Genomic DNA, 12,570 nt, shown 5'->3' on the forward strand with positions numbered 1-12,570 from the left:
CAACTATTGGCAGGGTAAGAGTGGCCAGCGGCCCTCTCATGAATGACCTGCCGGAAGGAGCGTCGGCATGCCCGTCGTAACTATGCGCCAGCTGCTTGACAGCGGCGTCCACTTTGGACACCAGACCCGTCGTTGGAACCCGAAGATGAAGCGCTTCATCTTCACGGAGCGCAACGGCATCTACATCATTGACCTGCAGCAGTCGCTGTCCTACATCGACCGTGCCTACGAGTTCGTGAAGGCCACCGTTGCACACGGCGGAACCGTCCTCTTCGTTGGTACCAAGAAGCAGGCCCAGGAATCCATCGCCGAGCAGGCCACCCGCGTTGGCCAGCCTTACGTCAACCAGCGTTGGCTCGGCGGTATGCTGACCAACTTCTCCACGGTTTCCAAGCGCATCCAGCGCATGAAGGAACTCGAAGAGATCGACTTCGATGACGTTGCAGGCTCGGCTTACACCAAGAAGGAACTGCTGCTCCTTCGCCGCGAACTCACCAAGCTCGAGAGCAACCTCGGCGGTATCCGCAACCTGACCAAGGCACCTTCCGTGCTCTGGATCGTGGACACCAAGAAGGAACACCTCGCCGTTGACGAGGCCAAGAAGCTGAACATCCCCGTTGTTGCCATCCTGGACACCAACTGCGATCCCGACGAAGTCGATTTCCCGATCCCGGGCAACGACGACGCCATCCGCTCCGTGAACCTCCTCACCCGCGTAGTTGCCGACGCCGTTGCCGAAGGCCTCATCGCCCGCAACCAGCGCGCCACCGGCACCACCGAGGCTCCGGAAGAGCCGCTGGCTGAGTGGGAGCGCGAGCTCCTCGAAGGCAGCAAGGCTGAAGAGGCTGCCCCCGCAGCTGAAGCAACCGAAGCTCCTGCAGCTGAGGCTCCGGCAGCCGAAGAGGCTCCCGCCGAAGAAGCCAAGTAACAACTCAATCGGGTTTTCCCCGGCCTGTCCGCAGTGCCGGGGTCACTGACAGGATGGCCGCTCACCTGGTGAGCAGCCGTCCTGTCAGTCCGTACACACCATTAAATTTCTAGACAGAGGGGTTCACATGGCGAACTACACTGCCGCAGACATCAAGGCACTGCGCGAGCGCACCGGCGCCGGCATGATGGATGTCAAGAAGGCTCTCGACGAAGCCAACGGCGACGCCGAGAAGGCCATCGAGATCATCCGCATCAAAGGCCTCAAGGGCGCCACCAAGCGCGAAGGCCGCTCCACCGCCGAAGGCCTGGTTGCAGCCAAGGTCGACGCCGGCGTTGGCGTAATGGTTGAGGTCAACTGCGAGACCGACTTCGTCGCCAAGGCTGACAAGTTCATCCAGCTCGCTGACAAGGTCCTGGCTGTTGCCATCGAGTCCGGCGCTGCCGATCTCGAAGCACTCCTGGCCACCGAGGTTGACGGCAAGCCGCTCTCCGAGGTTGTCATCGAAGAAGGCGCCGTCCTCGGCGAAAAGGTTGTTGTCCGCCGTATCGCCCGCATCGAGGGTGCAACGGTTGACGCTTACCTGCACAAGACCTCCAAGGACCTCCCGGCACAGGTCGGCGTTCTGTTCGCTGTTGACGGTGAAGGCGAAGCCGCTGCCACCGCAGCACACGACGTCGCCGTCCACGTTGCAGCCATGGCTCCGAACTACCTCAGCCGCGAAGACGTACCGGCCGAGCTGGTCGAATCCGAGCGCCGCATCGCCGAGGAAACCGCCAAGGCTGAGGGCAAGCCCGAGGCTGCCCTCACCAAGATCGTGGAAGGCCGAGTGACGGGCTTCTACAAGGGCGAGGTCCTCCTGGACCAGGCATTCGCCAAGGATGCCAAGAAGTCCGTGGACCAGGTCCTCACCGAGGCCGGCGTCAAGGCAACTGCCTTCGCACGGTTCCGCGTAGGCTCCTAGTCTCTTCCGCAAAGGGGTGGCCACTTAGGTGGCCGCCCCTTTTGCATGCGCGGCGGTCCCCGGTCTGAACTCCCGCTGGGACCTTTGGCCGCGCTCAGGATAATCTTTTGTCGAGTTCATCAACGGGAAGGCATCATGGAAGCCGAGAACACTTCACCCCATTCAGAGAAGACCAGGCGCCGCGTCCTCCTCAAGCTCTCCGGCGAGGTCTTCGGCGGCGGAAAGCTCGGTGTCGATCCCGAAACCGTGCGTGCCACCGCCAAACAGATCGCGGCTGCCGTTCCCGACGTCGAGGTCGCCATCGTTGTGGGTGGCGGCAACTTCTTCCGCGGCGCCGAGCTCTCGCAGAGCGGCATGGACCGCTCCCGCGCAGACTACATGGGCATGCTGGGCACTGTCATGAACTGCCTCGCCCTGCAGGACTTCCTGGAGCAGGCAGGCGTTGAGACCCGCGTGCAGAGCGCCATCACCATGGGACAGGTTGCCGAGGCCTACATCCCGCGCCGCGCCATCCGGCACATGGAAAAGGGGCGCGTGGTCATCTTCGGCGCGGGCGCCGGCCTTCCCTACTTCTCCACCGACACTGTGGCCGCACAGCGGGCACTCGAGGTGCATGCCGACGTCGTCCTCATGGCCAAGAGCGGCGTGGACGGCGTTTACACCGCAGACCCCAAGAAGGACCCCAGCGCCCAGAAGCTGGACACCCTCAGCTACGACGACGCCCTCCGCCGGGACATCCGCGTGATGGACCAGACGGCCATGACCATGTGCAAGGACAACAACCTCTCCATGGTGGTCTTTGGCATGGAAGGCGAAGGCAACGTTACCCGTGCCATCCTGGGCGAACGGCTGGGCACCTTGGTGACCCCCTAGCACCGGCTAGGATAAATTCAGGAAGTTCCGCCCATTTCTAGAGGAGAAACCGTGATCGAAGAAACCTTGCTCGAAGCCGAAGACAAGATGGACAAGGCCGTCGAGGTAGCCAAGGAAGACTTCGCCTCGATCCGCACCGGACGGGCCAACCCCGGCCTGTACAACAAGGTGCTGGTGGACTACTACGGTTCCCCCACCCCGCTGCAGCAGCTGGCGTCCTTCGCAATCCCGGATGCCCGCACCATCCTGATCACCCCGTTCGACAAGACCGCCCTGCGGGACATCGAACGGGCCCTGAGCGATTCCGAGGTCGGCGCCAACCCGTCCAACGACGGCAACGTCATCCGCGTGACCATTCCGGAACTGACCCAGGAACGCCGCAAGGAATACGTCAAGATCGTCAAGTCCAAGGGGGAGGACGCGAAGATTTCCATCCGCAGCATCCGCCGCAAGGCCAAGGAAACCCTGGACCGCCTGGTCAAGGACGGCGAGGCCGGCGAGGATGAAGGCACACGCGCCGAAAAGGAGCTGGATGCCTTGACCAAGTCGCACGTCGATGGAATCGACGAGCTCCTCAAGCGCAAAGAAGCCGAGCTGCTCGAGGTCTGATGAGCCAGCCAAAGCAGGCTCCGGGGCGCTTCCCGCGGCTGCATTCCAGGACGCCGCGGGAAAACCCCACCCCCAAGGCCGGGAGGGACCTTCCGGCAGCAATCGGTGTAGGGCTGCTGATGCTCTTCGGCGTACTGGGTGGGCTGCTTCTCCTGCCATTGGGCTTTGTTGCCGTCACCGCCGGCTTTGCCGTGCTGGGTGTGTGGGAGGTCTTCCGTGCGCTGGAGGCCAACGGGACCCGGATGCCCATTGTTCCCGTCCTGACAGGGGCCGCGGCCATGCCGTTTGCCGCCTACTTCGGAGGCCTCGAAAGCCTGCTGTTCGCGATGCTCCTGAGCTGCGTCGCCGTGCTGCTCTGGCGTTCGATCGAGAGCCCGGTGGGGTCGGTGAAGAGCATTTTCGCCGGCGTCTTCGCCCTGGGATGGATCCCGTTCCTGATCGGGTTCGCCTCGCTGCCGCTGCACGCCACGGACGGCCCCACCACCCTCGGCCTGTGGCCGGACGGGGAGATCCCGCACGGTGCCTGGCAGATCGTGGTGCTGCTCCTGCTGGTGGTGGCCAACGATACCTTCGGCTACCTGTTGGGGGCATCGTTCGGGAAGCACCCCATGGCGCCCAAGATCAGCCCCAAGAAATCCTGGGAAGGCTTTGCCGGATCCGTGGCCGGAGCCGTCGCCGTGGGCATCCTGGCCACCATTTTCCTACTGGACCGTCCCTGGTGGATCGGTATTATCCTCGCAGTGGGCATGGTGGCCGCGGCCACCGCCGGCGACCTCGCGGAGTCGATGGTCAAGCGCGAGCTGGGGGTCAAGGACATGAGCAGCATCCTGCCCGGCCATGGGGGCGTGATGGACCGGCTGGATTCGATAGTTTTCGCTTCCCCGGTGGCCTACGTCCTGTTTGTATTGACGGGCGCCTGATGATCAGCGCCCGATCAAGCACCTAGAATGGTTCCCACCCGTCCGGGCAGCGAAGCGAAGGCCGGAAGCGAAGAAGGAATGAAATCACAGTGAGTAGTCAACGGCAGGTCCCTGCGTCCTTTCAGCGTGTGCCGCGAACTGAGTACGGCTACAACGCCAAACAGGTGGATCAGTTCCTCCAGCGTGCCAAGGTGTCCCTTGAGGCGCCGGAAGAATCCCAGCGGCCCGTCACCAGCGGCGACGTCCGGTCCGTGGCGTTCGACCCGGTCAAGGGCGGCTACTCCGCTGCAGTAGTGGACGCTGCGCTGGACCGCCTCGAAGACGCCTTTGCGCGCCGTGAACGCGATGAACTGATCGCTGCCAGCGGCGAGGACGCCTGGCTGCGCAGCATCGGCCAGTTGTCCGGCACTCTTCGCAGCCGGCTGCACCGGCCGGACGGCGAACGGTTCCGCCGGCCCTCCAAGGCCAAGGCCCGCAGCTACAACACCTCGGACGTTGACAACCTGTGCCGCGAACTCATCGGCTACCTCGAAGAGGACCAGCCGCTCAGCGTGGACAGCGTCCGCCGCGCCGTGTTCCGTCCGGCCGTCGGCGCCGAGGGCTACGAGGAAACCCAGGTTGATGCCTTCCTGGACCGCGTGGTGGAACTGATGGCGGCCATCGACTAAGGCACGCTAGCCTTCGGGGCTGGGGGAGACCGGAGTATGGCCTGCCCACACAGTGCGGTAGCGCCTGTAGCCTCCGGCAAGGGTCAGGCCCAGGAACGCCAGGCCGCACACCGCACCAAGGGCTACGGCCACGGCCGTCCCGGCGCCGGCGGCGGTGACCACAACGCCCGCCAGGATTCCCAGCAGCGTGGAATTGGCCGCCGTCATGAACATGGCGCTGCTCCCGGAGACCTGGCTGAAGTCGGTGCGGCTGCCGAAGAAGTCATAGGTCCGGCCCGCGCCCGCCTCGTCGTCATGGGCTGACGCCATCAGGTACCGCGCCACTCCCGGATCGAGTTCCACGTAGGCTGCCCGCAACCTGTTCATGGCAAGGACATACATCAGGTCCTCCATGGCAACATTCATCACCCGTTGCTGGGTCAGCAGCCCCATCAGGGCGTCGATGGCGATGACAATGATGGCCAGCATCAGGAACATGCCTGTAAATCCCGTGGCCTGCCCTACAAGGGCGAGGCTGACCAGGCTTGCCGAGGTGAACATCAGGAACATGCTGATCCTGGTCAGGACCTCCGCCTGGGCAGTACTGCGGGATGCCAGCAGTCCCCAGTGTTCCGTGGCAAGGAGCTGTGCCCGCACCGAAGGAGCAGGCAGCGGCTTCCCGGGACCGGGAGCTCCTGCCGAGTTGGACATGCCGTCATTGTGCACCCGCGGCGGCGGATGTGCCAGAGCGGCCCCCGACCTGTTCCCCGGAGGGACTCCGGACGCGGCTCCGGACCCTTCCCGGGCACGGGCCCGGCCGGCGTCAGCGGGTGGTGGCCAGCGGACGTTCGGGGGTATGCAGCCGCGTCATCACCCGGGTCAGCGTCCGCGGCACACGGCCCTTGGTGGCACGCGAAACCAGGACCATCACGGCGAAGGCGGCGGGCACGGTCCAGGCTGCCGGCTGTGCCAGCCACATGGGAGACCCGGCCGGACCCAGCAGCGCCCCGGCCACCATGGCCCCGCCACAGAGCAGCCCGCCGGTGAGCATGCCGCTGATGGCACCGGCGTCGGTGAGGCCACGCCACCAGATCCCCAGCAGCAGTACCGGGCAGACAGTGGACGCCGTGAAGGCGAACACCATGCCCACGCTGCCGGCCAAGGCCAGCGAATCGGTGAGGAACGCAAAGCCCAGCGGCACCAGGGCGGACAGGACAGCCGCCAGCCGGAAGCCGCGGACGCTGCCGCCGAGGATGTCCTGGCTGATCACGCCGGCCAGTGAAACCACCAGCCCCGACGTGGTGGACAGGAACGCGGCGAAGGCGCCGGCCACCACCAGGGCGGAGAGCAGTTCCCCGGCCACGCCGCCCACCAGGTGCCCGGGCATCAGGAGCACCACGGCGTCTGCCCGGCCCGTGCGGGCAAGCTCCGGAGCAAACATCCGGGCCGCCAGGCCCAGCGCGGTGGGGAAGAGGTAGAAGAGGGACAGCAGGCCCAGCACGATCAACGTGGTCCGGCGTGCGGACTGGCCATCAGGGTTGGTGTAGAAACGCACCAGGACGTGGGGGAGGCCCAGGGTGCCAAAGAGCAGTGCCACCAGCAGGGAGACGTTCTGGTACAGGCCGCCGGGCGGCTGGCCGGTGGGATTGGCCGCTGCCGGGGCCACGGGCTGGGCACCTGTGCCCGCGAGTACCAGGAGGATGAAGATCACGGGGATGGCCAGCGCGGTGAGCTTGAGCCAGTACTGGAAGGCCTGCACGAAGGTGATGGAGCGCATGCCGCCGGCCACTACTGTCAGGCAAACCACCACCACCACGGCCACCGGACCCACCCAGGACGGCAGCCCGGTGGTGGCCCGGATGGTCAGGGCAGCGCCGTGCAGCTGGGGCACGATGTACAGCCAGCCCACCACCACGACGACGGCACTCGTCACCCGCCGGACCAGCCTGGAGTCCAGGCGCGCCTCCGTGAAATCCGGAATGGTGTAGGCGCCGGAACGCCGCAGCGGGGCGGCAACGAACAGCAGCAGCATCAGGTAGCCGGCGGTGTAGCCGATGGGAAACCACAGCGCGTCCGTGCCGGAGAGCAGGATCAGCCCGGCCACTCCCAGGAAACTGGCCGCGGAGAGGTATTCGCCGCCGATCGCCGACGCGTTCCACCATGGCCGCACCGTCCTGGAGGCCACGTAGAAGTCGCCGGTGGTGCGGGAGATCCGCAGCCCGTGGAAGCCGATGGCAGCCGTGACGATGGAGACGGCCGCGAAGGCAGCGATGGCGACGGCGGGGCTCACCGTTTGTCCGCGAGGTGGCGGTACCGGGATTCGTTGCGGTTGGCGGCCCGCACAAAGAGCCAGGCGCTCAACGCGATGACGGGGTAGAGCCCCAGGCCAAGGAGCAGCCAGTCGAACGGGATGCCGCCAACGGTGGTTTGGGCCAGCCCCGGGACAAAGGCGAGCAGGGCCGGGAAAGCGCCAAGGATCACCAGGAATCCGATGGCTACCACCATGGCCAGGCGCAGCTGGGACCGGATCAGTGAGCGGACGAACAGCTGGCCCACATCTGTCTGCTCGGCACCGTCCGGCAGGTCCGGCGTCGTGCGTGCAGCGGATTGTGGCGCGACCACCCTGACCCTGGTCACGGCTGCGGCCTGACGCGCGTGGCTTCGAGCCTTTCGCGGACGGTGGGAAGGTGCCGGCGGCTGATGGGCACCCCGGCGCCGGCCACCGTGACGTGCGGTCCGTCGGCCGAAAGCCGGATCTGCGTGACGTGCTTCAGGGCCACCAGGTAGGACCGGTGCGTGCGGATGAACCCGGCGTCCGCCCACTGCTGTTCAAGGTCGGCCAGCGGAACCCGGACCAGGTAGCTCGCCTCCGCGGTGTGCAGCCGGGCGTAGTCGCCCTGGGCCTGGACGTACATGATGTCGTCCCGGGGCCTGGACGTACATGATGTCGTCCCGGCGGATCATGCGGGTAGTACCGCCCTGGTCCACGGTGATCATTTCGGCGGCGGGAGCACCGCCGTCGCGCAGCAGTTCCGCGATCCTGCCCACCGTCCGGGTGAGGCGCTCGGCACGGAGCGGCTTGAGCAGGTAATCGACGGCGGCGAGTTCGAAGGCCTCCAGGGCACAGTCCTCATCCGCCGTGACAAACACCACCAGGGGCGGCTTGGCGCGGCGCGAGATGGCCCGGGCGATGTCCAGGCCGGAAACGGCAGGCATATGGATGTCCAGGAACACGGCGTCCGGGGAGGCGGTGGCGAGGATCCGAAGGGCTTCACTTCCCGAGGAGGCGCGGTGAATGGTTCCCACGCGGTCATCCCTTCCCAGAAGGAACGCGAGCTCTTCAACGGCGGGCAGCTCGTCATCGGCGACGAGTACATTGATCATGCTTCTACAGTAACCGGATCAGGCATCATGGCCGGGCTGGGATTTGGGCACCCGCATGGTGATCAGCGTTCCCTCGCCCGGAGCTGTTTCGATCACCAGGCCGTGCTCGTCCCCGTAAACCTGCCGCAGCCGGACATCAACGTTGCGCAGCCCCACATGGTCCCCGTCCCGGTGCCCCGCGAGCAGGGACCGCAGGTACTCCGGATCCATCCCCACGCCGTCGTCCTCGATCTGCACTTCAGCGAAGGCACCCGAATCGTGCGCGGTGATACTGATGTGGCCGGGGCCTTCCTTGGCCTCCAGACCGTGGCGCACGGCGTTTTCCACCAGCGGCTGCAGGCTCAGGAACGGAATCACGGTGCTCAGCACCTCCGGGGCCACCTGCAGGCTGACCTGCACGCGCTCGCCGAACCGGGCACGCTCCAGCAGCAGGTAGCGGTCAATGCAGCGCAGCTCCTCGGCCAGCGTGGTGAAATCACCGTGCCGGCGGAACGAGTAGCGGGTGAAGTCGGCGAATTCCACCACCAGCTCGCGGGCCCGGGCGGGATCGGTGTTGATGAACGAGGCAATGGCGTTCAGCGAGTTGTAGATGAAGTGCGGGCTGATCTGGGCGCGGAGGGCGCGGACCTCCGCTTCCATCAGCATGGTCCTGGATGCGTCCAGCTCGGCGAGCTCCACCTGGGTGGCCACCCAGTCCGCCACTTCGCCAGTGGCCCGCGCCAGCCCGGCGCCGGCCTGCGGGGCGAGGGCCGCAACGCACCCCACCACCCTGGATCCCGCGCGGATGGGGGCGATCACGGCTGCCGGCGCGGCCTCCTGCGCTTCATCAGCTGCGGAGACATCCCCCCATGCACGGGGCTGCAGGACGGTAGGCCGGCCCTCGCGCAGGGCTTCTCCAGCCAGTTCCATCAAGCGGGGCCGAAGGTGTTCGTGGCTGCCGTCCCACGCCAGCACGCCCGTGGCATCCGTGATGGCCAGCGCGTCGCAGCCCAGCAGCGCCCTCAGCTGGCGGCTGGCTTTTGCGGCACCTGCAGCGTTCAGCCCGGTGCGCAGGTGCTGGCCTGCCCGTGACGCCGCGTGGAGGGTGGTGTAGGTGGCGCGCTCGGCGTCGCTGCCAAGGTCCCGGAAGGACCGCAGCACCTTCAGGCCAATACCCACGACGGCGGCGATCGCCAGGGTGATCAGGGCGATGGCGGCAGCGGTCAGGAGGGGGGAGTCCGGCATGGAGAAAGCGTAACGCCACCAGCCGCCAGCAAGCCCCTGCCGGCCCACGCTGTGCCGCTCGCCGCAGCCAGGGGACCGTTGGGCGACGGCCGGTGGCGTTGCGCCGCATATGGCGTCCGCCACACGGCAAAGTGATAGCAGTCACATTGGCGGTCGTATGGGCGTGGAGCGCCCGCCGCTTCGGCTCATGCCGTACTCAATGAGGAGGAACGATGGGTAACGATGCCCCCACTCCGGACGCAGCGGCGTCCGTGGACTTCGTGCAAGTCCAATCGGCTGAACAGTTCCAGGAACTGCGCAAACGTCACCGCAGCTTTGTATTCCCCATGGCACTGGCATTCCTGCTGTGGTACTTCGCGTATGTCCTTCTGGCCGACTACGCCGTGGACTTTATGTCCACCAAGGTGTGGGGCAACATCAACATCGGCCTGCTCCTGGGCCTGTTGCAGTTCGTCTCCACGTTCGCGATTACGGGCTGGTACGTCAGCTACTCAAACAGGCGGCTGGATCCGATTGCCACGGAGATCCGGCAGGAAATCGAAGGCCACCAGTTCGATAAGGACGGCGCAGCCGTGAGCGGAGTGAAGAAATGATCGCCATCCCGACCGCGGTTGATGTCGCCGCACTGAAGGACACCACGCTCCTGAACATGGGCATCTTCGGCTTGTTCGTTGCGGTGACCATGGTCATCGTGTTCCGCGCCAGCCGCAACAACAAAACTGCCGCGGACTACTACGCCGCAGGCCGTTCGTTCACCGGCTCCCAGAACGGTACGGCGATCGCTGGCGACTACCTGTCCGCCGCGTCCTTCCTGGGCATTACCGGTGCGATCGCCATCAACGGCTATGACGGCTTTATGTACTCCATCGGCTTCCTGGTGGCGTGGCTGGTTGCCCTGCTGCTGGTGGCCGAACTGCTCCGGAACACCGGCAAGTTCACCATGGCGGACGTGCTTTCCTTCCGGCTCAAGCAGCGTCCCGTACGCATTGCGGCGGCCATTTCCACCCTGGCCGTCTGCTTCTTCTACCTCCTGGCCCAGATGGCCGGTGCCGGCAGCCTCATCTCGCTGCTCCTTGGCATCAGTGACTGGGGCGGACAGGCGCTGGTGATCATCGTCGTCGGCGGGCTCATGATCATGTACGTGCTGATCGGCGGCATGAAGGGCACCACCTGGGTCCAGATCATCAAGGCCATCCTGCTGATTGCCGGTGCCGCAGTGATGACGTTCTGGGTCCTGGCCATCTATGGCTTCAACGTCTCCGCGCTCCTGGGTGGTGCCGTGGAAACGGCGAACAACCCGGCGGTGCTGAACCCCGGCCTGCAGTACGGCAAGTCGGACGCTTCCAAGCTGGACTTCATGTCCTTGGGTCTGGCCCTCGTGCTGGGTACGGCAGCCCTGCCGCACGTGCTGATGCGCTTCTACACGGTTCCCACGGCCAAAGAAGCCCGCAAGTCAGTGGTGTGGTCTATCTGGCTGATCGGCCTGTTCTACCTGTTCACGCTGGTCCTGGGCTACGGTGCTGCAGCCCTGGTGGGTGCTGACACCATCAAGTCCGCTCCGGGTGGCGTCAACTCCGCTGCTCCGCTGCTGGCCTTCTTCCTGGGCGGTCCGCTGCTCCTGGGCTTCATCTCAGCCGTGGCGTTTGCCACCATCCTCGCGGTGGTGGCCGGCCTGACCATCACGGCCGCGGCGTCCTTCGCCCATGACATCTACGCCAGCGTCATCGCCAAGGGCAAGGCCGACGCCGAGACCGAGGTCAAGGTGGCCCGCCGCACCGTTGTGGTGATCGGGGTCCTGGCCATCGTGGGCGGCATCTTCGCCAACGGCCAGAACGTTGCCTTCCTGGTGGCGCTCGCTTTCGCCGTGGCCGCGTCCGCGAACCTGCCTACCATCATCTACTCCCTGTTCTGGCGGCGGTTCACCACGCAGGGCGCGCTCTGGAGCATGTACGGCGGCCTCGGTTCAGCCATCATCCTGATCATTTTCTCCCCGGTGGTTTCCGGCTCCGCGACGTCCATGATCAAGGATGCGAACTTCGCCATCTTCCCGCTGAGCAACCCGGGCATTGTGTCCATCCCGCTGGCGTTCCTGCTGGGCTGGCTGGGGACCGTCCTGGACAAGAAGCGCGAAGACACCACCAAGCAGGCTGAAATGGAAGTCCGTTCCCTCACCGGAATCGGTGCCGAAAAGGCCGTGGACCACTAGCCACTGCTCCTGGCCACCCAACGGCCAGGGCCGCCTGGCTGCGGCAACGAAACAGCTGCGGCAACGAAACAGGGCAGGTCCCGCACCAATGGTGCGGGACCTGCCCTGTTTGTGTGCCTCTTTTGTGTGGTTCGGTGGTTATTCCGGCGGCTTCAGCTTGATGTTGATCATCTTGAGGTCCTCGGTCCCTTCGAACCGGTACTCGAGTTCAACAGTGGTGTCCGCGCACGTGATCAGGCCGGCGACGTCCGCGGACTTCCTGCCGTTCTCGGTGGCGGCCGTGACGTTCCGGTACTCCGGCTTGCAGGTGTCGTCCATGTTCAGGCTGGCCACCCCTGCCACGAAGTCCTCCTGGCTGAGCTGCTCCTGCAGGGCCGGATCGAGGTAGTCGTAGGCCTTGTCCGATTCACCGGCGATCACCAGGTCCGTGAAGTCCTCGGCGACCCCCTTGGCCTGTGAGGTGGCGCTGCCGGCCAGGGACACCAGGACGATGATTCCGGCCACCACGAGCACCACTCCGGCAGCCACGATGCCAAGGACGATGTACAGGCCTTTGCGGCTTTTGGTCCGGGGCGGCTGGCCGGGAAGGCCAAACGGGGCCGGGGGTGCATTCTGGCCGTAGGGCGGGGGTGTGTAGCTTGCCGGCGGGTTGGAGGGGGGAGGCGGCGGCGTCAGGCCGGCCTCCACGGAACCCGGCTGGATGGAACCCGGCTGGTTCGGTTCCTGGGGACTGCTCAAGATGGAGCCTTTCCGGCGGGATCGGGGGAACTCCGCCTGATTGCCCGGACCGCCAGGCCCGTCGCGCTTATTTCAAC

General features: G+C 65.7%; 13 protein-coding genes and 1 pseudogene. 8 read left to right on the top strand and 6 right to left on the bottom strand.

Annotated elements, in window-relative coordinates:
• The first annotated feature begins 67 nt into the window (after positions 1-67).
• From rpsB to ACPJW8_RS05980, 6 genes are all read left to right on the top strand, one after another.
• Positions 68-928 (top strand): 30S ribosomal protein S2, encoded by an 861-nt coding sequence (gene rpsB / locus ACPJW8_RS05955; RefSeq protein ID WP_330186890.1) that lies wholly within the window; start codon positions 68-70, stop codon positions 926-928.
• Between the two features lie 127 nt (positions 929-1,055).
• The gene (gene tsf, locus ACPJW8_RS05960; protein WP_330186891.1) at positions 1,056-1,892 is read left to right on the top strand and encodes a translation elongation factor Ts; all 837 of its coding nucleotides are present in this window, start codon (positions 1,056-1,058) and stop codon (positions 1,890-1,892) included.
• A gap of 135 nt (positions 1,893-2,027) precedes the next feature.
• Positions 2,028-2,765: a UMP kinase gene (pyrH, locus tag ACPJW8_RS05965; RefSeq protein ID WP_330186892.1), complete on the top strand. Its 738-nt coding sequence runs from the start codon at positions 2,028-2,030 to the stop codon at positions 2,763-2,765.
• Between the two features lie 51 nt (positions 2,766-2,816).
• A complete protein-coding gene (frr, locus tag ACPJW8_RS05970; RefSeq protein ID WP_330186893.1) occupies positions 2,817-3,374 on the top strand; it encodes a ribosome recycling factor in 558 nt (185 codons plus the stop codon).
• Positions 3,374-4,294 (top strand): phosphatidate cytidylyltransferase, encoded by a 921-nt coding sequence (locus ACPJW8_RS05975; RefSeq protein WP_330186894.1) that lies wholly within the window; start codon positions 3,374-3,376, stop codon positions 4,292-4,294. Before frr ends, ACPJW8_RS05975 begins: the two co-directional genes overlap by 1 nt.
• 89 nt (positions 4,295-4,383) lie before the next feature.
• Positions 4,384-4,962, top strand: coding sequence for a DivIVA domain-containing protein (locus tag ACPJW8_RS05980; protein ID WP_425256423.1), 579 nt, complete (start codon positions 4,384-4,386; stop codon positions 4,960-4,962).
• 6 nt (positions 4,963-4,968) lie between these two features.
• Here ACPJW8_RS05980 and ACPJW8_RS05985 read toward each other — a convergent pair whose 3' ends face one another.
• From ACPJW8_RS05985 to ACPJW8_RS06005, 5 genes and pseudogenes are all read right to left on the bottom strand, one after another.
• Positions 4,969-5,652, bottom strand: a complete 684-nt coding sequence (locus ACPJW8_RS05985) for a hypothetical protein (RefSeq protein ID WP_330186895.1) — start codon at positions 5,650-5,652, stop codon at positions 4,969-4,971.
• A 112-nt stretch (positions 5,653-5,764) separates the two neighbouring features.
• Positions 5,765-7,231, bottom strand: coding sequence for a cation acetate symporter (locus tag ACPJW8_RS05990; protein ID WP_330186896.1), 1,467 nt, complete (start codon positions 7,229-7,231; stop codon positions 5,765-5,767).
• The gene (locus ACPJW8_RS05995; protein WP_330186897.1) at positions 7,228-7,578 is read right to left on the bottom strand and encodes a DUF485 domain-containing protein; all 351 of its coding nucleotides are present in this window, start codon (positions 7,576-7,578) and stop codon (positions 7,228-7,230) included. Before ACPJW8_RS05995 ends, ACPJW8_RS05990 begins: the two co-directional genes overlap by 4 nt.
• Positions 7,575-8,325: pseudogene (locus ACPJW8_RS06000) on the bottom strand (LytR/AlgR family response regulator transcription factor). Before ACPJW8_RS06000 ends, ACPJW8_RS05995 begins: the two are co-directional and overlap by 4 nt.
• Positions 8,326-8,343: 18 nt before the next feature.
• Positions 8,344-9,549 (bottom strand): sensor histidine kinase, encoded by a 1,206-nt coding sequence (locus ACPJW8_RS06005; protein ID WP_330186898.1) that lies wholly within the window; start codon positions 9,547-9,549, stop codon positions 8,344-8,346.
• Between the two features lie 212 nt (positions 9,550-9,761).
• On the opposite strand from ACPJW8_RS06005, the gene ACPJW8_RS06010 reads away from it, so the two are divergent.
• Both ACPJW8_RS06010 and ACPJW8_RS06015 read left to right on the top strand, forming a co-directional pair.
• Positions 9,762-10,142 carry a DUF485 domain-containing protein gene (locus ACPJW8_RS06010; RefSeq protein WP_330186899.1) on the top strand — a complete coding sequence of 127 codons (381 nt, stop codon included), beginning with the start codon at positions 9,762-9,764 and terminating at the stop codon, positions 10,140-10,142.
• The gene (locus ACPJW8_RS06015; RefSeq protein WP_330186900.1) at positions 10,139-11,755 is read left to right on the top strand and encodes a solute symporter family protein; all 1,617 of its coding nucleotides are present in this window, start codon (positions 10,139-10,141) and stop codon (positions 11,753-11,755) included. Before ACPJW8_RS06010 ends, ACPJW8_RS06015 begins: the two co-directional genes overlap by 4 nt.
• 138 nt (positions 11,756-11,893) lie before the next feature.
• Here ACPJW8_RS06015 and ACPJW8_RS06020 read toward each other — a convergent pair whose 3' ends face one another.
• Positions 11,894-12,493 (bottom strand): hypothetical protein, encoded by a 600-nt coding sequence (locus ACPJW8_RS06020; RefSeq protein WP_330186901.1) that lies wholly within the window; start codon positions 12,491-12,493, stop codon positions 11,894-11,896.
• Positions 12,494-12,570 lie beyond the last annotated feature (77 nt).

Source organism: Pseudarthrobacter sp. J47, assembly GCF_049810315.1.
In the GTDB taxonomy this organism is placed as follows: domain Bacteria; phylum Actinomycetota; class Actinomycetes; order Actinomycetales; family Micrococcaceae; genus Arthrobacter.